The sequence below is a fragment of the Capilliphycus salinus ALCB114379 genome (genome assembly GCF_047276495.1).
In the GTDB taxonomy this organism is placed as follows: domain Bacteria; phylum Cyanobacteriota; class Cyanobacteriia; order Cyanobacteriales; family Microcoleaceae; genus Capilliphycus; species Capilliphycus salinus.
The window spans coordinates 3,798,840-3,819,884 of record NZ_CP178543.1 but is presented as its reverse complement, the minus strand read 5'-3'; the positions used below and the strand labels follow the sequence as shown (position 1 = coordinate 3,819,884).

The 21,045-nt window shown below is 44.5% G+C and carries 13 protein-coding genes; 11 read left to right on the top strand and 2 right to left on the bottom strand.

What is annotated here, in order from left to right:
* Positions 1-71: 71 nt before the first annotated feature.
* Genes ACL6C3_RS15835 through ACL6C3_RS15825 form a run of 3 tightly spaced genes read left to right on the top strand, consistent with a single transcriptional unit; the run spans position 72 to position 4,510 of the window.
* Entirely contained in the window at positions 72-2,279 is a 2,208-nt protein-coding gene (locus tag ACL6C3_RS15835) for a hypothetical protein (protein WP_413168194.1), read from the top strand.
* Positions 2,280-2,289: 10 nt separating this feature from the next.
* A complete protein-coding gene (locus ACL6C3_RS15830) occupies positions 2,290-3,018 on the top strand; it encodes an OmpA family protein (protein ID WP_413168192.1) in 729 nt (242 codons plus the stop codon).
* A 19-nt stretch (positions 3,019-3,037) separates the two neighbouring features.
* On the top strand, positions 3,038-4,510 hold the full coding sequence (locus ACL6C3_RS15825) for an EH signature domain-containing protein (protein WP_413168191.1): 1,473 nt from the start codon (positions 3,038-3,040) through the stop codon (positions 4,508-4,510).
* Between the two features lie 407 nt (positions 4,511-4,917).
* On the opposite strand, the gene ACL6C3_RS15820 is transcribed toward ACL6C3_RS15825, so the two are convergent.
* Positions 4,918-6,147, bottom strand: coding sequence for a retropepsin-like aspartic protease (locus ACL6C3_RS15820; RefSeq protein WP_413168190.1), 1,230 nt, complete (start codon positions 6,145-6,147; stop codon positions 4,918-4,920).
* 384 nt (positions 6,148-6,531) lie between these two features.
* On the opposite strand from ACL6C3_RS15820, the gene ACL6C3_RS15815 reads away from it, so the two are divergent.
* The 6 genes from ACL6C3_RS15815 to ACL6C3_RS15790 all read left to right on the top strand — a co-directional run bounded on the left by ACL6C3_RS15815 (position 6,532) and on the right by ACL6C3_RS15790 (position 12,454).
* Complete coding sequence (locus ACL6C3_RS15815) at positions 6,532-7,191, top strand: heme-binding protein (RefSeq protein WP_413168189.1); 660 nt, start codon at positions 6,532-6,534, stop codon at positions 7,189-7,191.
* Between the two features lie 42 nt (positions 7,192-7,233).
* Positions 7,234-8,166, top strand: coding sequence for a glycosyltransferase (locus ACL6C3_RS15810; RefSeq protein ID WP_413168188.1), 933 nt, complete (start codon positions 7,234-7,236; stop codon positions 8,164-8,166).
* A 227-nt stretch (positions 8,167-8,393) separates the two neighbouring features.
* Positions 8,394-9,356, top strand: coding sequence for a glycosyltransferase family 2 protein (locus ACL6C3_RS15805; RefSeq protein WP_413168187.1), 963 nt, complete (start codon positions 8,394-8,396; stop codon positions 9,354-9,356).
* Between the two features lie 49 nt (positions 9,357-9,405).
* Positions 9,406-9,978, top strand: a complete 573-nt coding sequence (hpsU, locus tag ACL6C3_RS15800; protein WP_413168185.1) for a hormogonium polysaccharide biosynthesis acetyltransferase HpsU — start codon at positions 9,406-9,408, stop codon at positions 9,976-9,978.
* Positions 9,979-10,358: 380 nt separating this feature from the next.
* Positions 10,359-11,810 carry a general stress protein gene (locus tag ACL6C3_RS15795; RefSeq protein ID WP_413168184.1) on the top strand — a complete coding sequence of 484 codons (1,452 nt, stop codon included), beginning with the start codon at positions 10,359-10,361 and terminating at the stop codon, positions 11,808-11,810.
* A 146-nt stretch (positions 11,811-11,956) separates the two neighbouring features.
* Entirely contained in the window at positions 11,957-12,454 is a 498-nt protein-coding gene (locus ACL6C3_RS15790; protein WP_413168183.1) for a BON domain-containing protein, read from the top strand.
* 152 nt (positions 12,455-12,606) lie between these two features.
* Here ACL6C3_RS15790 and ACL6C3_RS15785 read toward each other — a convergent pair whose 3' ends face one another.
* Entirely contained in the window at positions 12,607-14,028 is a 1,422-nt protein-coding gene (locus ACL6C3_RS15785; protein ID WP_413168182.1) for a proton extrusion protein PcxA, read from the bottom strand.
* An 87-nt stretch (positions 14,029-14,115) separates the two neighbouring features.
* Here ACL6C3_RS15785 and ACL6C3_RS15780 point away from each other — a divergent pair, with 87 nt between their 5' ends.
* Both ACL6C3_RS15780 and ACL6C3_RS15775 read left to right on the top strand, forming a co-directional pair.
* A complete protein-coding gene (locus ACL6C3_RS15780; protein WP_413168181.1) occupies positions 14,116-16,227 on the top strand; it encodes a recombinase family protein in 2,112 nt (703 codons plus the stop codon).
* Between the two features lie 590 nt (positions 16,228-16,817).
* Positions 16,818-20,651, top strand: coding sequence for an Ig-like domain-containing protein (locus tag ACL6C3_RS15775; protein ID WP_413168180.1), 3,834 nt, complete (start codon positions 16,818-16,820; stop codon positions 20,649-20,651).
* The last annotated feature ends 394 nt before the right edge of the window (positions 20,652-21,045 follow it).

Sequence of the window (21,045 nt, the reverse complement as noted above, 5' to 3'; positions counted from 1 at the left end):
TACTGACCTTTTGCAATCGGGTTTTAACCTCAGTTAATGCCCATTTTATTTTAGAAAAATTATCATTTAAAATGCAGTTTATGAACGGTTTGTTTTCAGTCATTTGGCAAAATAGCTTCTTTCATTTTTTCGCCTTAATCTTGCTCTTAATCTCGGTCTGGGGCGAGTATAGATTAGTCCGACAATACCAACAGTATATCAAAGCCCAAAGTCAGATTACCCAAGAAGCGATCGCCTATTTATCCGATCAATTAGAACGTCAACTCGAAGGTAAAATAGAGTTAGAACCAACTAATATTTTTTCGGGAAATTGGAGACTGCTGTTAGAGTGGTTTAGAACCTACCTAATGGGTGACATTTCCCCAGAGGGCGATACCTATCGGACAGAAATACAAGGTCGAAAATTTATTTTATTTCAATATCCATCATTTTTAACGCGATCAATACCTCGCAGTCAATGGCGATTTGTACCGAGTTTATTGATTGCAATTGGAGTGTTGGGAACCTTTTACGGGATTCAAACCGGATTACAAGATGTTAGTTTAGCGAACTTAGAAAATACCACCGCATTACTTCCTTCTATCCGACAGCTTTTAGAAGGAATGAAAACCGCTTTTTCGAGTTCACTCATGGGTTTGGGTTCGGCAAGTTTGATGACACTTGTACTCGTTTGGGGAGAACAAACACGGCTGAAAAGTAGAAATAATTTCCGAGAAAAACTTGATACAATTGCTCAATTCCAACTCTCCAATCCGGCTGATTCCAAAGGAAATTTAACGCTAGGAAATCAAAATATCGCAGAGATTATGCAAGCCGGTTTCGCCCAAATGGTAGAAGCCCAAAGTCGGGTAGATTCCCACGCCATTGGAACACAAGTCGGGTTGGCGATGGCTCCAATTTTCCAAGAAATTCGCGAGGAATTAACCACATTAAAACAAATTAAAGCCGATCAGGGTGAAGTCATCTTAAATAATTTGCTGCGGGAATTGCGAATACAGGTGATTGAACCCGTCGTTGAACGACTCGATCAAAGCGCCCAATTGACTCAAGAAGCTTCTCAAGCGGTGCGGGAATTAAAAAGTGAATTGGGGGGAATTTCTTCGAGTTTGGCGCAATCAATTTTAACGATTCAATCTTTTCAGGAAGACACCTTAACTCAGTTACAAGCTTTTGCGGGTTCATTGCAAACTATTTTAGGAGAATTTCAAAGCGATACTCAAGGGGTTTTACAGCAAGTTGCGATAGAAATTCGTTCGGGAGTTGCGGAAAGTATTGAGGGAATGAAAGCCCAAAGAACAGCATTTCAAGACAGCGCCGAAGATGCGGCGAATACCTTTAGAGGAATTCAAGAAAACTTGCAAGCGGCTTTAAAAACTCAAGCCGAACAAGAAAAACAAATGCTCGAACAAGTGCAGCAACGAATGACGAAGATTTTAACCGCAACTCACAGCGCATTTCAAACTCAATCGAATACGATTAAAGCCGTCGGAGAAGAAGCTTCTCAACTGATGAATCAAGCTCAAGAAAATTTGGTGGGTAGTTTGCAAAATGTCGATGAAATGCTGCAAAATACCCGCTTAACGGTACAGGAAGAATTGGAAAAGTTTCGGGTGGGTTATCAAATCTCTCTCAAACATTTCTTTGAAGAACAAAATAATTTGTTAGAGGGAACGCTCGGAAAGCAACAAAAAGGTTTAGCTCAAGTTGTGATTGCATTGCAACGGGTATTTCAAGAGGAGTCAGAAAAGCGAAAATTGATGTCGCAACAGGTTGATGAAAGTATGGCAATGGTTTTAAAAACCGCAAAAGAAGTGGGTGATTATGCCAATTCTGTGGGGTTAAATGCAAGCGATCGCATGGCTCAATTGCAAGAATTGGCGAAGATCACCGCAGAGGAAGTTAAACGGGTTGAAAGCGTTTATGAGAACTTGGTAAAACAGTTCCATACCGAGGGTGAACGCCTGCAAAATACTTATACAAATTTGGTCGAACAGTTGCAAGTTTCTTTGCAAGCCGAACAGGAACAAGTGCAGCGAGTTGAGAGCGCCTATCAAAATTTAGTCAGTCAATTTAATCAGGCTTTGGAGTCAGGAAATCAACAATTAATTCACTATTTAGAAACTGCGAGCGCATCCCAACATCAGTTCTTTACAGAAGCCGATAGTTCGATGGCAAAAGTCTGTAAAGGGTTGCAGGCTAGTTCGGATGGATTGATGCAAGTCGCTCAATATTTGGTCGCTTCTGCGGATAATTTAAGCCTCAAACAAGCTAAAAACTAATCAGAAAACTATGAATAAAAACTTCTTTGATATCGAAACAAATGAAGACTTAGAAGACAACCAAGATTCTAGTGTTTGGCTGTCTATTGGGGATTTGATGTCGGGTTTGCTGCTGTTTTTTGCGCTGCTGTTTATCACCGTACAAGTTCAACTCAATGAGTATGTGAGAAAGCTTGATGAAAAAATGGCTCAGGTGGAAAAACTTTCTCGGGAGTTGGAACAATATCAACAGGCGTTTAAAGCGTTACCGCAGATTATTATTAATGCGTTAGAAGGGAAAGTCGGAACCGAAGATACTTTTACTGTCGATCCGGCGACGGGGGATGTAAGTATTCGCGATCGCATTTTATTTGATGATAATAGTTCGGTGCTAAAAACGGAAGGGAAAGAGTTTTTAAACACTTTTATTCCGGTTTATAGCGAGGTGGTTTTTTCTAATTCCGAATTTTCCGATCAAGTTTCTCGGATTATTATCGAAGGTCATACCAGTTCTGCGGGAACTCCCAACCGCAATATGAAACTGAGTTTAGAACGCGCTTTGGCTGTTTCTAATTATATCCTATCTAATCAGCTAGAATTTGCTCAACAACCCCAATTTAAAGAAAAACTTTTGGTGTCCGGTCGGGGGGAAATTGACGCCGATCAAACCAAAGATAATCCTGGCGATCGCAAAGTCACTTTCCGCTTTCAATTCCGTCGCGAGAGTCTAAATCTAGAGCAACCAATAAATATAAAATAAATCGAGAGGTAGTCAACCGATGACTGTTGAATTTAGACCGCTCAAAATCCCGCAAAATCCACCCCAAAACACGCCCGTTCAACTGCATAAAGTCAACAAAATTCAATCTAAAACATCCCTAAATTTACCCGGTTTTGAAGCTCGATTTCTTCGTTCTCTCGATGAGATTGTTACCGATATTCAAGGCAAAAATTTATATAAATTGACAAAAACCGAGTGGATTTATTATCTTTGGATTCAACCTCAGTGGGAACAAAAAAATCGGGAAACGAGCCGCCAAATCTCTCAAATAATTTGGCAAGCAATCAGCGATGATTTTTTGTTAGCCGATTGGTTAAAACAGCAAATATTGTGGAGGATTGGAGTTTATTATCAAAACAAAAAACAGCTATCCACATCAAAAAAATCGCCATTTCAAGTGATTGCTGAAAGTTTGGTTGAAGAATTTTTAGAATGGAGTTTAACCGCCACCTCGGGGGATGCTTTATCCATACAAATTTTGAAAACAATTTCTCAGGGTGAAATCGATTATGAGATCGCTAACTTAAGCTGGAAATATGGAAAAACCCCGCAAGAACTGCTCGAAAAAGCACAATTACCCGTTTCCCTTCCGACGGTTGAACTGGCGTTAAATTGTGTGGGTCAAATTTTTGTTAAAAATAATGTTTCGGATCGTTCGGGTGTGGAATGGATGCTGCGATGTCTGCAACAAATGTCACCTGAACAGCAACTTCCCACCGTCGAACTGTTACTGACACAAATTTCCGATGATGTTTTAAAAAATCACCGTCCCCAATTAATTGAATGGCTCAGAGATGAATATTCAACTCAACTCGAACAACTTTCTAAACCCGCTAAAAACAGCTTAAACCGTTGGATCGGTGCGCTAAATTATAGTTATATTCAGAGATTTGTTGACTTAATTTTAAGAGTTTTACAGCCGACAGAATTTGAACGAAAACAGTTAGAAGAACGTCAAAAATTTTGGGCAAATTATACCGATAGTATTCGCCGGGTTCGTTTACTTTTACCTGAAACTTCTTTGAACCGCCTGGGTTATCAACGGGGTGATTTATCTTGTGATGTTCTCAAAGCCTGTCCCGATGAAACCGAAGTTTTAATCCTTGATTTTGGTCAATATTTTGTGATAGAATTTTTACGGGGAATTGGTTGTGAATCCCGGTTAATTCCTAAAAATGCAGAAAGCGATCGGGTTCTTTTTCGTTTAAAACAACCCACAATTCAACACTTGCGAAAGTTGGGTAATGAAATTCACGATCATTTGTATTTTTGGCAATATTCCTGTGAACGTTGGTTGGCGGCGAAGAAAATTTATCCGAATGCAGATGTTAAATGTTTTCAAGGAATGCTGCAATATTACGGGAAATATGACCCAAAAACCGGACTTCGACCCCCAGAACCCAACGAACAAAAAGAGCGGGATTCTCAGTTAAAACAGTGGCAAAAAGACTTAAAAACCTTAACGGAATAGTGCGGTTATCTCATGTCGAAAAATTAATGAAAATCACGTTATATTCTTTCCTCTCCCTAACCCTCTCCTACCTCTCCCTAACCCTCTCCTACGAGGAGAGGGAAATTGTGTCCCTTATGGGACTATTAATTAATCGAGAGGGAACGATTGTATCTCCCCCAACCCCCCTTTTTAAGGGGGGATCAAGGGGGGATCGGGGAGATTATAGAGGGGTTAGTGGGAAAAGGAAAAATATTTTTAGCTGAAATGGGGAGTAATTAAGGAACAATTGCATCTCCCCTGCCTCCCTTTTTAAGGGAGGTGCCGCAGGCGGAGGGATGGGAGATTATAGAGGGGTCGAGAGGGATTAAGGGGAGAGGTCATATAATCAGGGAAAGAGTTAGTTTCACCCTTAAAAATAAAGGGTATTACAACGGCTTCAACATCAAACTTCCTTCCTCGGGAAAACCCAAATTATTCGGGTCGCCAAACCGCCAATGTTGTTGATATTGGTTGAGATAATTTTGACCGACAATTCCATCAACACCCAACAAATCTAACAACTCATTATTTAAGACAACGCCATCTAAATTCCTCGATTCATAAGTTTGTAATTTCACCGAAGATAAATTAACTTTCTGACCCACTTCTAGACCGCAAAAACCGTTAACATCGATATTTTCAGCCTTTTCTAAATCAATCGATAACGTATTCGCCAAACGGTTGGAAAGTACCATCACATCCGCCCCCGTATCCAACAAAAACCGATAAGGCCCTTTACCATTGACAAAAACTTCTGTGGTCATTACACCCATTTTTCCCTGTAAAGGAACCCCTCCCGCCACCGAATTTGAACGGGGTAAAAGTTGCAAACTCGAATCTTTTGGATTAATTATAACATCAAAACCTTTGAGGAAATCCAACCCCAAAACCCCCGCAACATCGCCCGGAATAGCCGTCTTTGGTAATCCCATTCCGTTCATTCCTTCTACCCTTGCTTGTTCGACTGCAATAGCAGGTAAATTGTGCAAAGTTGCCTTAATATTAGAACAGTCATCCCCAACAACAAAATAAGCTAAAAGATCGCCAGGAAGGGTAGTTCCTTTCAGTCCCAACTGTTGAACAATCGGTTCAGATAAAATCGAATTAGACGCACCCGTATCTAATAAAAATCTTTGCGGTTGTCCGCCCACAATCACCGGAACTGTATAAACAAAACTATCGGGAATTCTTTCTAATTTTACCGAAGCCTGTCCCTGACTGACTGTGGCGGGAAGGGAAACATTCATCGCCGTTAAAATGGCATTCATGCGTTCGTTAGCATCGGTTCTAACTTTGCCATCCGGTGTTAAAATAATCACCCGAATGGTACACTGCATCGATGCCGCTTGCAGTTGTTCCAAAGATTCCGGTTCATTGTTAGGAATGGCATTTCTCATACACTGAGAAATTTCTTGAACCAGTTGTTTTCCCAAATCTTCAGATGGGGGGGTTGGTGTTTGAACACTCGGCTGAGAATTAGAAGGGGAATAATCCCGATTAAATCGATTATTGGAATTTCGAGGATTTTCTGCAATAGAAGGCAAAAACGTTAACGCAATTGTAGCCAAAGCTGTCAGAACAGTTAAACCTGATTTCAGATAAGATAAACGTTTCATCTTGAGTTAAATGTGAGATAATTTAATCGGGTTGTAGGGGCGGGTTCCCCATTAATCTATATTTCCAACAGACAAAATTCATAAACCCGCCCCAAATTGTACAGTCAATCCTGTAGGGGCGGGTTCCCCATTAATCTATATTTCCCACAGACAAAATTCATAAACCCGCCCCGAATTTTATTGTATTTTCCTGAAAACATCCATAAACCCAAACAAAAATTATAATAAACAGTTGGAACGGGGCGGGTTTAGTGAGGTGATTTCTGAGAAAATAGAAATCTGGGTGAACCCGCCCCTACAAAACTGGTAACTGTTGACTGTGATATCCTAAAAAAAGTTCAATCGTTGAGAACTGAATTTTTTTGTTTTTACAGAAATAGACCCATGTTTCCCGTTAAACTCGAAAAACTACTCTTACCTCTCGGAATTGTAGCAATTGGCGCGATCGCATTGTATGCTTACAATAGCGCCGTAGCCGCACCATTACCCAAAGGCTTTCCCGCCCCCACCGAAGAAGGTAAAATCGAAGTGAAACGTTATCCGGCTTATCGGGCGGCAACGGTTCGGTATACGGGCGATTTATCGATGGCAACTTTTCGGGCTTTTAATCCGCTTTTTCGCCATATCAGCGATAACGAGATTTCCATGACTTCTCCTGTAGAAACCCGTTATCCCACATCTACTCTAGACCCCGATAATACTGATACAAACGGCGAAGCTTGGGTTTCCTTCCTCTATCGAGATACCGATATTTATCCCAAAGAAATAGCAGAAAATATCGAAGTCGAAGATATTCCCCCGATGACCGTCGTCAGTTTGGGACTGCGGGGAAGTTACGACTACAGCAGTTATCAAGAAAATATCAAAAAACTATACAATTGGTTGGGAGAAAACCCCCAATATGCCGTAGTTGGACAACCCAGACGGTTTTTTTATGACTCCCCTTTTGTTCCCGAAACCTTCAAACGAAGCGAAATTCAAATCCCTATCGACAAAATAGAAGAAACAGAGGAAACACAAAAAACTCCCGAAAATGATCCATAATCGCTTAGAATAAAAATAGGCTACGCTTGGGAGTCTTAAGCGATGACAGATCCTCAGATTTCAGCCATTATTTGCACTCACAATCGCGATCGCTATTTGGGGGCGGCAATCGATAGTTTACTCCAACAGGATTTTGAAGACTATGAAATAATTGTAGTCGATAACGCCTCTAGCGATCGCACTCGGGAAGTCACCGAAGCGAGGCAACCTCACCCCAAATTAACCTACGTTTACGAAGAAGTAACGGGGTTATCCGTCGCCCGTAACCGAGGCGCCGCCGAAGCGAAAAGCCCAATACTCGCCTATCTCGATGATGACGCCGTAGCCAGCCCGCAATGGTTACGGATCTTATATCAAGCCTATCAGCAAGATCAGAAATTGGCGATCGCGGGCGGAAAAGTCACCTTATTGTGGCCGGAAGACATTCAACCCCCCCAATGGCTATCGGAGGGGTTAGCGGGCAATTTGGGGGCCTACGACTTGGGAAACGAGGTGGTCTACATCACCAACCCCGGTTTAACCCCCAGAGGCTTAAATTACTCCCTGCGTCGGGCATTTTTAGACCAAATTGGCGGGTTTGACCCCAACTTAGGCCGGGTCGGGAAACGGCTACTGTCTAACGAAGAACTTCACATGACGGAACTCGCCTTAAAACAAGGCTGGAAAGTCGCCTATCTCCCCGAAGCGTTGGTAGCCCACAACGTCGCCCCCGAAAGAGTCAACCGCAGTTGGTTCATGGAAAGGGGCTGGTGGCAGGGAATTAGCGAATGTTATCGCGAACAACTCGCCGGTCAAGCCGGTTGGGGTCAGTTAGGCCGGGGAGGGGAACGAATTGTGAGAGGATTGTACAAATCCGTTAAGAATTTAAGCGATCCTGCACAACGGTTTGATAATTTCGTGTATGCTTACGGTCAGATTGGTTATTTAGGGGCTGCCATTGCTGGAATAATCACCTCAAAATCCCAAGACCATTAAAAAAATCAACAAAAGGGCTAATCAGGGTTGTAGCCGATAAACAGACAAAGATCGCCGAGGTTGATGGTTGGGCAAGGCAAGTAGGGAAAGGTTAGAGTGAAGAGGGGAAAGGTTCAATCTTATATTCTCTTGATGTATCCTAATTTGTTCTCTAGATCCAAACGTTTGTAACACTTTGGACGCGCATCTAATTTCTTGTAAAACTACACTACTGGAAACTTCTCGCTATGACCTCAACTGCATCTAAGATTCCGGTTTCCGTTTTGATTCCTGCAAAAAACGAAGAAGAAAACTTACCCGTTTGTTTGGCCAGTGTTGCCCGAGCCGACGAAATCTTTGTGGTAGACTCTCAAAGTGAAGATCGCACGGTCGAGATTTCAGAAAGTCACGGCGCCAAAGTTGTACAATTTCATTTTAACGGAAACTGGCCGAAAAAGAAAAATTGGTCGCTAGAAAATTTGCCCTTTCGCAATGATTGGGTGTTAATTGTAGACTGTGACGAACGCATTACCCCCGAACTTTGGGATGAAATTGCAGAGGTAATTAAAAATCCCGAATATTGTGGTTATTATCTCAATCGACGGGTTTTCTTTTTGGGCGCTTGGATTCGTCACGGGGGCAAATATCCCGATTGGAATCTGCGTTTATTTAAACACAAACAGGGTCGCTACGAAAACCTAAAAACCGAAGGCGTTCGCAATACCGGAGATAACGAAGTTCACGAACACGTTGTCATGTCAGGCCCCGAAAAAGTTGGCTATCTCAAAAATGATATGCTCCATGAAGACTTCCGAGATATGTTCCACTGGATAGCCCGACACAACCGTTATTCTAACTGGGAAGCTCGCGTTTATTATAACATTTTGACCGGACAAGACGAAAGCGATACCATCGGCGCCAACTTGTTTGGAGATGCGGTTCAACGCAAACGATTCTTGAAAAAAGTATGGGTCAGACTTCCCTTTAAACCCTTTTTACGATTTGTGCTGTTTTATATCCTCAGACTCGGTTTTTTAGACGGTCGGGCGGGTTATATTTACGGGCGTTTGCTCAGTCAATATGAATATCAAATTGGTGTAAAATTGTATGAATTGCGGAAATTTGGCGGTCATTTAAACGTCAGCAAACCCCAGGCTGAAAACACCACCACCAACCAAGTCCCCTCAGTTCCCCAAGCTGTTCAGAAATAGTTACTTGTAGAGGCGTTCTTCATAACGTCTCTGCACCCAATTTTTGATTATGATAGAGAGTCAACAAACAAAATCCTGGGTTGATTTGCGTCAGTACGACCAATCGAATTTTGATCGGGGAAAACCCGGTTGGTTTATTTTATTTTGGTGGTTAGTCCAAGCCGTTACATTCCCCCTAACTTTGCATTCTTTTAGCGGAATTCGCTGCTGGATTTTAAGGCAATTTGGTGCTAAAATCGGAGAGGGGGTTGTTATCCGTCCAACCGCCCGTTTTACCTATCCCTGGAAAGTTAAAATTGATAATTATAGTTGGATTGGCGATGATGTTGTTTTCTATAGTTTAGATCAAATTAATATCGGTCAACACTGTGTTATTTCCCAAAAAAGTTATCTTTGTACCGGAAGTCACGATATTACCGACCCCGCTTTTGGACTAAAAACCGCCCCCATCACCGTAGAAGATGGCGCCTGGGTTGCCGCAGACTGTTTTGTTGGCCCCGGCGTGGTTATTGGTGCCAACGCCGTTATCGCCGCCCGGAGTAGCGTGTTTAGCGATATGCCCCCCGGTCAAGTTTGTATGGGAACCCCCTGTCGTCCCCGTTATGCCCGTCAAATGCAGTGAATAGGCAATAGGCAATAGGCAATAGGCAACAGGCAATAGGCAACAGGCAACAGGCAACAGGCAACAGGCAACAGGCAATAGGCAAGGGGTAAGAGGCAAGGGGTAAGAGGCAAGGGGAATGGGGATTAAAAAACCCGGTTTCTGTGAGAAACCGGGTTTTTGGGATCTAAAAAGATAACTTTTAGAATTAAAAATTAATTTGATTATAAAACGTTTTAAAAGTCATAAAAATTTACTTAATCTGTCTTTTGATAGATTCAATGCGATAAATTTTTGTCTACTTCGATAGAGGTAGATAATGTTTTCTTTCAATACATTATATAAATAACTCCTAAAAAGGCGTTCTAAATAAATTAAATTCCCATTCGAGAGGAAAACAAATGATTTTAAGACCGAATAAAAGAGCAGTGGGTACATTTCCCCACCGTAGAGATACAGAAAAAGCACTTCACGAACTCAGAGACTCTGGCTTTGCGATGGATAGAGTCTCCGTGATTGCACGGGACTCGGAAACACCCGGTCGCATCGGCCAAGCCGAAGTTCACGATCACGATCACGGAAACAAAGCCGATGACGGTGCCAAAGCCGGAGCGCTCACGGGCGGTGCTTTGGGCGGCTTAACGGGTTTATTAGTCGGTCTGGGAGCCTTGGCCATTCCGGGAATTGGGCCAATCATGCTCGCCGGTGCAACCGCTACAGCCGTTGCCACCACACTAGCAGGCGGTGCAATTGGTGCGGCCGCAGGCGGTTTAATTGGATCGCTCATTGGTTTGGGAATACCCGAAGAACACGCCAGAACCTACAACGAACGTGTTTCAAAAGGGCATTACCTGGTGATTATCGACGGGACAGACGACGAAATCCGAAACGCCCACCGCCTCTTAGACCGTCGGGGAATTGAAGATTGGAACGTTTTTGACATTCCAGACTCCGAATATCGCGAACGCACCCCGGAAGCGGTTGTCACCCCCGAGCGTCACGACTATCGGGCGATCGGTATATTTCCCCGCCGCCGCGATGCCGATGATGCCCTCGATGAACTGATCCGTGCGGGTTTTCCCCTTCATCAAATCAATCTGGTCGGGCGCGACTATGACCACCATCCCAACCGTCACCGTTTTCAGGTTCACAACCGCTTTGATAACGGATTTTTAGGATTTCTTGGCGATCGCAATCGTTTCTTCAACGATCGCTATGATCGCGGAGATTATCTGGTGATTGTGGAAGGAAGTCCCGAAGAAATCCGCCGAGCCGAAACCCTATTAAGCCGTCGAGGAATTCAAGAATGGGCTATATTTAAACGTCCAGAACACGATCGACACCAAGAACATTTTACCACCTTTAGCGAGCCGAGAAGCGATTCCGAGTTGCCCAATTATAAACATGGAGTCGGTATCTTTTCGACCCGTCGAGAGGCCGAATATGCCCTCACCGAACTGAGAAATGCTGAGTTTCCGATGAATCATGTTTCTGTGGTCGCTCACGACTCCGATCAAATGAATCGAATTCCTGATATTAACCGCATGAACCGAGTTGATAATTATGCCGGTTTAGGAATTTTTGAAGATCGCGCCAAACGCTATCACGATCATGTCGGTCAAGGTCATTATTTAGTGATTGTTAGAGGTACAGATAACGATCTGCGCCAAGTGCAATCTATTCTCAACCGTCAAGGAATTCAAGAGTTTGGAATCTACGATCCGACTGCGGTGAATTATAGCAGTTCTAACAATTATACTGCACAACGACTCGAAACCGATGCCGAACACGCTCGGGTTGTCAGCCGCGATCCGAAAGTGAAAATTGTCGATCATCGCGATGATCGATTATAAACCAGATTCAAATCACCTTCTCGTTCTAACAACTGAAAATCGGGGGCAAGATTATTAAACGACTTGCTCCTTTTCACTCCAAAATTTTCGCAACTTTTCTCAACTTTTAACCCTTTATTTTCCACGTTTCAGGTCGGAAAAAAACCATGAAAAAATTAACTCCTTTTCTGCTGGGTAGTCTTTTGCTGTTCGGTGCGGTCGCTTGTGCTGATGATGCTCAAACCAGTGCAGATGCGCCAAATACGGTAGAAGAAGCCCCAGAAATTCCCGAAGCCCAAGCGGTTCAAGACGCTCAAGAAGACGCTCAAAGTGAAATTCGGAGAAATCAATTAAATTCCGATATTCGAGCCAGAGAAGAGCGCAATAATGCCTTTAATAACGGCGCCGCTGAAAACCGAGATAGCGATGATATTGCTAGCGAAGTTCGCAGTAAATTAGAAGCCAATTTACCCGCCAGCGAATTAGTCGTTGAAGCCGAAGAAGGTTTGGTGATTGTATCGGGAACCGTTCCCACCCCAGAACAGTTAGACCGCATCGAACCTTTAGCATTAGAAATCAAAGGCGTTGATTCTGTTAATAATCAGGCGATAGTTGCTCCCGCTCAACCCGAAGAAAATCTAGAAAATCTAGAAGAAAATCAATAGGATAGAAACCGGGTTTTTCGGGTGTTATATCATGTCCGACTAATCAATCATCCGCTTTGTAGGGGTGGGTTCTACAACATCTTGACTACTACTGAGAGATTGAGATCAACCCACCCCACTCCATTTGAGAAACCGGGTTTGTTTTGTATGGCTTACTCATTCATTGTTTTATAAGTGGAAACAGCAGAAGGTGAACTGCGGTTGAGATAGCGGAAAATCCAATATTTAAACACCGCATCTAGAATAACCGGAAAGGTTGCAATAAACAGAAAGTTAAAATCCCGATTTTCTGGGAGTCCAAAATGTCGGGAAATACTTTCGAGAATAACTTCCCATCCGTGCGGAGAGTGGAAACCCACGAACATATCGGTTAACAGAATAATAATAAAAGCTTTCGCACTATCGCTCAAACCATAAACCAAATCCCCCAAAAAAGACTTCAGAATTTCCAACTCTCGTTTATTGGTATAGATAATAATTCCAAAGGTAATAGCCGAGAACAAATCCGCGAAGATATTTTTAATAGCGCTGGAGCCAAATGTGCGGTATTCCTCGGCAATTTCCACCGCTTTTTCCTTCACCCGTTCTTCTATTTCTTCCGGTTCGAGATGGGGCGTTAAACCGATCATATTTTCAAATTCTAACCGTTCCTTGAAATGGTGCAACTCCATATAAGCTTCTTCCTCGAAATCGAGATTCAGAAAAATGGGCGCATTTTCTTGGCGAGAAACAAAAGCATCAACAATCGGCCCGACCACAAAATTTTTAGCCAATTGTTGAGTTAAAAGCGGCACCAAGATTAACAATAAAATAAACCGAACCGAAATAATGGTTTTAACTTTAGATTTGCGATAATTTTTAATTACTTCTTCTTCGGATTCGGGATTCAATTCCCGACGAATCCGCCCCACCGTTCGCAAAAGAGAGCGGGGTAAAAAACTCATTTCCGAACCCGTTGTTAGTTCATCGGGAAGGTTTTCTTTGTCCCTCGCCGACCCATTAGAAAACTTCATCGTATCGGGATTTTCGCCCAAAACGGGAGTATTTTCCTCATTCATTTTTCCCGCCAGCGAAACCGATTTAGAATTATTTTTCACTTCCACGAAAGAAGTCGGTTGAAGGGGTTTTTTCTCCAGTTTCGGTTGAGGATTCGGAGGAGAATAGCGACGGGTGACGCGATCAATAAAATCCAGCTTGTCGCAAATGATAGAAACGTGATGGGGTAATTTTAAATCATCCATCGACAAATCCGAAGGCAACGAGCCATTCGTTTCGTGAGAATCCAACGGTTCCGACCAGCCAAAAATTGAACGGCTGGTGTTAAAAACAACCAAACGAGTTTGAATAATATTCAAACATTTTTTTAACTCCGAATCAAAATAAGACAAAACGCGATCGCTATATTGGCCCGAATCTTTGGTAATTTTTCCACCTTGGAAATGTTCATCTTCAATGGCTTTAATTCTCAAAGCTGCGTCATAGGCTTGATCTAAAGCCCGCTCGGGAGTATCTTTAAACCAGCTATTGGCACGACGCAGAGCTTTATGAATCTGAGTCCAGGTCGAAGTTTTCATAATACTGCCAGGGAATGTTAAGCCGAGGGAGAACGTGTTAATGTGTTGGGTATCTTAACAAATTTACTTCTGGAAGTGTGGCTGTCCATGTCTGTGTGGATAACAGGAAAAACTCGCAGTGGTAAAACCACTCGCTTGATCGAGCAATTTTGGGATTGGAGTCTTCACCTGCGGTCCGATCCGAAACAGCCCCAACGAGCAAACGCCTTAGTATTAGCCGCCAATAGTGACAACCGACTCGATCTGATCGATCGCATCTGGGAAACCTACCCCGGAATCCCCGCGTTTGACTCAACCACACCGTTGGGTTTACTACAGGATGAAGTTACCCTGTTTTGGCCGTTATTGGTGCGGTCGTTGGATCTCAAAGCTCAATTTCCGGTGAGACTACGCCCCGAAACCGAACAGGAACTTGCAACCCATCTTTGGAGTCAAGAACTCGAAACCGGACTTCTGGCCCGAGCAGGAGTTAGTCCCGATCGGATCGTGCGTCAAACCCTCGATCTGATGCAACTAGCAGCGATGAGCGGTCAATCTCTCGAAGAAATCCCCACAATTCTAACACGGGGATTTGGTTCGTCAGAGGGATCGGATTCCCTTTACTCCTGCATGGGTCAATTGTTGGTGCGTTGGCGAAATTGGTGTTTAGACCGGGGATTTCTCACCTACGGTATTGTTACAGAACTTTACTGGCATTTGTTGAGTCATCCCGCCTACCAGCAACACCTGACTCGCCGCTATCAGATGGTGATCGCCGATGATGTGGACGAATATCCCGCCATCATGCGCCACCTGTTTGAGTTTCTCTTAGAAAGCGGAAAAATGGGAGCATTTACCTTTAACCCCACCGGAAAAATTCGCCTGGGTTTGGGCGCCGACCCGAACGACCTGGCTGAGTTACAATCGCGTTGTCAGATCGAATTTTTGGATTTACCCTCGGGTTTAGCCCCCCAACTGTTTGAACCGATTGTCAACAGCGTCATCGAGAGTAATATTGGATTAAGCGAACTGTCCTACACCTTATCCGATGTTCCCTCGATCCAAACCCAGTCGAGGGCGGACTTACTCCGACACACCGCCCAAGAGATTATTAAAGCCGTCAACAGCCAGCAGGTTTTACCCCAAGAGATCGCCGTCATCGGACCGGGTTTGGATGCGATCGCCCGTTATACCCTGCGGGAAATTTTAAGCCACGAGGGCATCGCCGTCGAGTCCCTACAGGAACAGCGACCTTTGTTAAGTTCCCCTCTGGTCCGGGCGTTATTGACCCTGTTAGGCCTGGTTTATCCCGATTTGGGGCGGTTAATTGAACGAGAAGCGATCGCCGAGATGTTGGTGGTTTTAAGCGGTCTCAAGCCTCAGCAAAACACCGCTAAACCCACCGATGAGTTGCCGCCCCCCCTGTCTCGAATTGACCCCGTGCGGGCGGGTTTGCTGGCCGATTATTGTTTCCGTCCCCATCCCCAACAGCCAACCCTGCTGGAAGTCAGCGCCTTTCCCCGTTGGGATCGCTTGGGATATCAAGCCACCACCAGCTACAATCAAATTTTGCAGTGGATCGACCAACAACGGGAACAATACCAACAGCGTCTCATTCCCAGTCCGGTTTCTTTCCTCGATCGCGCCATTCAACGCTTTTTTATCCCCACCCAGTCCCTACCGTCCGATCAACTGGCGGTTTTGCGGGAATTGATGGAAACCGCCCTTCATTATTGGGAAGTACACGCCAGACTCGATCGCTACACCGCTACAGATACTTCTAGCCAAACCATTCGTTCCTTTATTGAACTGTTGCGTCGGGGAGTCGTCAGCGCCAACCCCTATCCCGTCAAAGCCGTTATTCCCCACGAGGCGGTTACTTTGGCCACGATTTTTCAGTATCGGGCTAACCGTCAGTCCCATCGCTGGCATTTTTGGCTGGATATCGGGTCGCCCTTGTGGTTGAGTGGGGGGGCCAGTACCCTCTGGGGTGCGCCTTTGTTTTTGCGAGAATGGTCGGGAGATTCTTGGACTCCCGAAGATCAGATGAATGAGGATCGACAACGTTTGCATCGAATTCTGCTAGATTTATTGAGTCGAGTCAGCGATCGCTTGTACCTTTGTCACAGCGATCTGGCTGTTAATGGTCAGGAACAACTCGGCCCCCTTTTGCCTCTGGTTCATGCTTCTACGAAATCAATTGAGTTGATGCCTTTTTAGACTGAATGGGGAATAATAGAAACCGTGTCAGAATTGAGGATTGTCTATTGTCAATTATTTTTTGATTCGGACTGCACCTGAAAATTGATTTTTCTAAAAAGTGCAGTAAAATTTTATATTATGGACTCTCCCCGTTTTTATTTGGACTCGTTTTATCCTCTGCCGTGCCGATTTTTTGTTCAATCAGACGAGTAGATCAAATCATAATGATTAACACAAAAATGCTTAATAACTTTAAAACACCGCTAATTTTATTAGGGGTTATTCTAGATATTAGACGGATTTTTTTAAAGTTTACAAGTCAATCTGTAGGGCGTAAAAACTGTCAATCTCCTTGAGAATTTTTTCATAAAATTCGGTTGATTGCGCGAAAAATAATCAAGAATAGCTGAGGTTAAAACCCAGTAAAAACCCGAAAAAACCGATCCGCTTCGGAGAGAGCGATGAAAAAAACTTGTGTTTAAAGTTGTAATTTTTTCTCAAAATACAGCCAAAAACGCAAATATTTTTGATAATTTTAAATCAAAAATAAGCGGGATAAAATTGCAAAAAATCGTTAAAAAGTTGGTCAATTGTTAGGAGGTTAAACTATGACCGGTGTAGGGGTAGGGTTCCAGACCGTTGCCGCCGATCTCATCAGTCGGGATGGGCTTGTTGTTGTTAATCCGCGTACAAATTTACCCATTCTAGTTGAAATTACCGAAACCGAATTTACCAGCGGAGGTCAAACAGTATTTCAAACCTTCAATTTCCCAAACCGCATCGAAAGTGAAGGCTTAGAATTTGAAGAAGATCTCGACGTCGAGGAGATCTTCGGGACAACTCTACCGGGAGGACTCACAGGCGTCCGGTTTGTTTCCTTAGTCGGTCTTCCTCCGTTTGTGACTGAGGATGATGACGATAACGGTGGCGGCGATGACGGTGGCGGCGATGACGGTGGCAATGATACCACCGATGGCGGTAATGGCGATGATACCAGCAATGGCGGTGGCGGCGATGATACCACCGATGGCGGTGGCGGTGGCGGGGGCGGCGATGATACCCTCAGATCCAATGAACCGCCTGTCGCCGAAAACGATCAATTTCAGACCAAGCAAGGTGATCCGGTCTTCTTTAACGTCTTAACCAACGATACAGACCTTAATGGAGATACCCTCAATATTGGGACTTTCACCCAAACTCAAAACGGTACCCTCTCCTTTGCCGGGGCGGGTATCTTTACCTACGAACCGAACCGGGAATTTTTTGGTCTCGATGGCTTTAGTTATACCGTTACCGATGGTACCGCAACAGATTTAGCCGAAGTGATCATTAACGTTATTCCTCAAGACCTGCCGATTTTGATCGAAGGCATCGGTAAAGGAACTGTCGAAGATGATACCATCACGGGTTCGTCGGGCGAAGATGTGATTGACGGTTTAGAAGGGAATGACTCTATTTTTGGTTTGGCAGGAAACGACCAAGTTAGAGGAAACGAAGGGAATGATACGCTGTTTGGAAACCAGGATAATGATACCTTAGAAGGCGGAACCGGCAACGATGAAATTTATGGTGGAAAACAAAGCGATCGCCTGGTTGGGGATGAAGGGGATGATGGTTTATTTGGGAATTTAGGCGAAGATACCCTACTCGGCGGTCAAGGTCGAGACTCCATGTATGGCGGACAGTCTAATGATTCCTTGCGGGGAGGTCTAGATGATGATCTGGTCTTTGGAGATAAAGATAGTGATGTCGCTTGGGGCGATGAAGGCAATGATAGCGTTTATGGCGGCAGTGGCGAAGATCTGATTTTTGGTAATGATGGCGCCGACTCGTTACTCGGCGATCTCGGCAATGATACCATTTTTGCCGGCACTGGTTCCGATACGGGTTTGGGCGGAGAAGGAAACGACCAAATTTCCGGTGAAGTCGGATCGGATTTTCTGTTTGGCGGAATAGGCGCCGATACCTTAACAGGGGGTTCTGGAAGTGATACCTTTGCGATCGCCGCAGGGACCGGAGGTTCAAGTATTGAAGAATCGAATATTGTTCAAGACTTCCAACCTGATGATTTTATTGGGTTAGCCGGAGGGTTGAATTTCGGCGATCTCGATATTTCCCAAAGCAGCGAAAACGCCGGAGATACTATTATTCGTCTCGGCGAAGAAGGAGAATTTTTAGCCGTCTTGCTTGGCGTTGATAGTGGAAGCTTAAGCGAAAATAACTTTGTTTCCGTTTCCCTCGATAATTTACCCACACCTCCCACACCCACACCCACACCGCCCACACCCACACCCACACCGCCCACACCCACACCGCCCACACCCACACCGACACCACCCACACCGACAGAACCACCCACGCCAACAGAACCACCCACACCAACAGAACCACCCACACCGACAGAACCACCCACACCCCCAACGCCACCCACACCGACAGAACCACCCACACCCCCAACGCCACCCACACCAGTTAACCGCCCACCGGTGGCGAATGATGACGCTTTCAGCAGAAACCAAGATCAAGCCGTCACCTTTAACGTCCTCGCCAATGATACCGATCCTGATGGTGATATCATTCAAATTACTGCTTTTAGTCCAACCACAGGCGGAGAACTGATCAACCAAGGCGGCGGTACCTTTACTTATGTTCCTCGCGCGGGATTTTTGGGAACTGATGCCTTTAGGTATACGATTACAGACAGTCGCAATAACACCGATACCGCATTAGTCACCCTGCCCGTGAACCAGCCTCCGGTTCTGGCGAATAATCAACTGTTAGTGGTAGACTTGAGCGATCCGCAAGCGACAACCATTAGCCGAGATATATTGTTAGCCGTCGATCCTGACGATCCCCCCAGTGAAGTAGAGTACATCATCACACAAGGGACTCAACGGGGTGATTTACTGCAACTCGGAAGCCAAACTCAAGCCTTGCGAGTCGGCGATCGCTTTACTCAGGAAAATATTGATAGCGGTTCAATTCGTTACGATGGTGATGGTCCAGCCGGAGGAGATCAATTCATCTTTGCGGTAACAGATAATATTGGCACTTTACCCCAGAAGGTGTTTAATATTACTCTGGTTGACCGCACGTTAAATACAGCCCCCGGAAAAGCAACGACGGGGGGCGAGTTGGGTGAATTGATCGTCGGTACCGATGTTGATGATACCATTTTGGGTGGCGGCGGCCGCGATGTAATTCGAGGTTTGGGTAGTAATGACTCCCTCGATGGCGGTACAGGAAATGACGTGATTGAAGGCGGTTCCGGCGATGATACTCAGTTGGGTCAAGAGGGAAATGATTCTCTGGTCGGCGGATCGGGGAATGATTTCCTAGATGGCGCCGCCGGTTTAAATACCCTGCAAGGCGATGATGGCAATGATACCTTAATTGGGGGCGATGAAACCAACACCCTCGACGGTGGAAAGGGGAATGATAGCCTGTCTTCTGGACTCGGAAGTGATTCTCTCGTTGGCGGTATTGGTGATGATACCGTTAATGGGAATGCCGGAGAAGATACTATACGGGGAGATGATGGTAACGATCTTCTCCTCGGGGGTGCCGGTCGTGATTTTATGCGGGGTGGAGAAGGTGACGACACTCTCGAGGGTCAAGATAATAGTGATGTGGTTGCAGGCGATCAGGGAAGTGATTCGATTTCCGGCGCCCAAGGAGATGATACGCTGTTGGGGGATACGGGTATTAATTCCCTCAGTGGCGGTAATGATACCATCAGTGGCGGTATCGGAAATGATAGCATCTTCGGAGAAAAGGGCAATGATTCCTTAATTGGGGAACAGGGTCAGGATTCTATTTTTGGCGGAGATAATGATGATGTTATCTTTGGACGGGAAGATAGCGATCTGATGTTCGGAGATGGGGGTAATGATAGCATCCGAGGGGGAATTGGAGATGATACCCTCGCCGGCGGTGCCGGGGGCGATCTTCTGATTTCAGATGACGGAAATGATGTTTTCTATTATCTTAATCCCTTTGAAGGTGTTGATGTGATCAATGACTTTGATCAGGCGGGTAACGATCAATTCTTGATTGTTTCTGGAACGAATAATTTCCCCGGTTTGGTTTCAAATGTGGGTACGTCTACACCGCTGCAAAGCATTATTGTTAGCAGTTTGGGTTCGGAAGGGGATGATATTACTGGCCGACAGTTGATTATTTTCCGAGATACTTTTGATGATGTTCAAGCGGTAAATGCTCAACTGGCAAATCAAAACGGTACTAATGATAATTCGGCGTTAATTGTCTATCGAAATAACTTGAGTTTCCCCGGTTTCCCCGGAAACTATGTTCTCGCTTTTGACCCCGACTTGAGCGATGATAGTTTGCCCGCTTTTAACTTGGCTATTTTCTCGTCTATCGATCCGTCTACTGATAATATTAGTACGATTATAGGTTCGGATGATTTCACGATTATCTAGCTAATTTGGGTAATCAGTTGGGAGTTTTTATCAAATTTTTTAGCTGATTACCCCGCTTTCAAATTCCCGACTATCCGCTTTGATTAAGCAATAATAATTGTGTAGAAGCGGGTTGATTAAAGTTTACAATTATCAGTTATGCAGTTATCAGTTTTTACAGCAATCAATTATCCGTATTTTCAGCAATTACTCGTCACCTGTAACCGTTACAGTTTTCGCTGTCAACTGTCAACTGTCAACTGTAAAAACTCGCCCCAATTAAATCTCAAAATCAATCAAACGGACGCAAAATTAAAACTTAAAAACTTCAGAATTTTATGCCTTAATCCTTCCTTTTTAATCCTCCATTCTTCAGCATAGCTGCCTCTTGCCCCTTTCCCCTTCCTCTTGCCCC